We start from the raw sequence: 1670 nt of genomic DNA on the forward strand, positions 1-1670 counted from the left end.
CTGGGCGGGCCGGCTCGGCGGGTCAGGACGGGCCGGCTCGGCGGGTCAGGGCGGGGGCTGGTCCGGCGAGCCGGGGTGGCGGGTCAGGGTGGGCCGGCCCGGCGGGTCAGGCGGCCGGGCAGAGGAGAGGGCCCACCACCGGCAGCCGCAGGGGCAGCAGGCAGGCCGCCGTACCGGGATCCGGGGACGGCGGGGAGTCGCTCGGCGCGGGCGCGGTGACCGGCGGGGAAGTCGGGGCCGGTGCCGGGGTGGCCGGTGCGGTCCGCGCGGGTCGGGGCGAGGCGGCCGCCGGCTGGGCGGCCGGCTCCCCGCTCACCGCCACGGTCCGGCCGGTCCCGGTCGTCCCGGCGGCGTCGCCCCGCCCGACGGGCCGGAAGCTGGTCCCGGCGGGCCGGGCGCTGGTCCCGGTGGTCCCGGTGGCGGCGCCCCCGCCGGTCGGCGGGGTGGTCCCGGTCGGCCGCGGCGGTTCCGTCCCGGCACCCGGGTGGCCGCTGTCGGCGGCGCCCGTAACGGTCAGGGGCGCGGGGCTGCCGCCGGCCGGGCGGTCCGGGGATCCGCTCACCGCCGACCCGGTGCGGTAGGGGAGGGCGGCCGGCGCGTCGAGGGTGCCGGCGGTGAGGCTGCCGATCGCGACGGCGACGGCGACCGCGGCTGCGGCGACGAGGCGTTCCGGCCGGACCAGCGGTGCCGGCGCGTCCTCGGGCGTGACCCGGGCCGGTGCGGCCGGCCGGGCGTCGTCGTGGGCCGCCACCAGGGCGTCGAGCTGCGGCGCGATCAGGGCGCGGCGGCCGGTCGCGGTGGCCACGGCGAGGGTCAGGTAGAAGCGGAAGTTCACCGCGGCGCCGGCCGGCACCCGCAGGCCGGCCGGCGCCCGGCCGTCGGAGGTGTGCAGGAGGGTGAGCGGCGCGGTGGGATGGTGGCCCGGCCCCCGCAGGTCGGCGTGCCACCATTCGCGCCGGATCGTCGAGCCGGCGAAGGCGACCCGGAGGTTGGTCACCACCGCCATGCCGGTGTCGACGACCCGGAGCCCGGCGGGTAGCGGGCGGCCGGGCGCGTCGACCGGTGCCGTCGCCACCGTGAGGGTGGGCGACGGCAGCCCGGTGAGGTGCCGGGCCTGCGCCTCGACGAGGTCCGCGCTGGGCAGGACGCGGTAGACGACCTCGTCGTCGTCGAGGTGCACGGGCAGCCCGGCGCGCGGCTGGGTGCATCCGAGGAACGCGGCGGCCTCGATCCGCAGCCGGTCCAGCTGGTCGGCGCGGCGCTGCCACGCCTCGGCCGCGATCTCGTACGCCCGCTGCCGGCGCTCGTTCTCGCAGCGTGCCCATCCGGCCTGCCACCGGGGCGGGTCGGTCGTGACCGTGGTCAGGATGGTTGCCCGGTTCGCCGTCACACCCCGTACAACGGCGGCTCCGAGCGGTGGACACGAAACCCGGCAAGAGTGTTCCGATTCCAACCGGAAGAGGGTGAATTGCGGTTCGGTCGGCGGCCTGGCGTGCTGCCCGCACGGGGGTCACCGCCGGCTGCCGGTCCAGTCGCGCAGTGCGTCCGCCATGGCGAGCGTGTCCGGGTGATTCTCGCCGAGCAGCCGTACGGAGTCGGCGAGCGCGTCTTCCAACAGGTGGATCGCGTCGGCGGTGCGTCCTGCCTTGCGGTAGGAGGCGGCCAGGTTG

The 1670-nt window shown here is 78.7% G+C and carries 2 protein-coding genes; both read right to left on the bottom strand.

Annotated elements, in window-relative coordinates:
• Window positions 1-106: 106 nt before the first annotated feature.
• Window positions 107-1390, bottom strand: a complete 1284-nt coding sequence (locus LQ51_RS11650; RefSeq protein ID WP_052744827.1) for a hypothetical protein — start codon at window positions 1388-1390, stop codon at window positions 107-109.
• 120 nt (window positions 1391-1510) lie between these two features.
• Entirely contained in the window at window positions 1511-1666 is a 156-nt protein-coding gene (locus tag LQ51_RS31965; RefSeq protein ID WP_255352229.1) for a tetratricopeptide repeat protein, read from the bottom strand.
• Window positions 1667-1670: the final 4 nt, after the last annotated feature.

It is taken from the genome of Micromonospora sp. HK10 (genome assembly GCF_000982955.1).
GTDB lineage: Bacteria > Actinomycetota > Actinomycetes > Mycobacteriales > Micromonosporaceae > Micromonospora.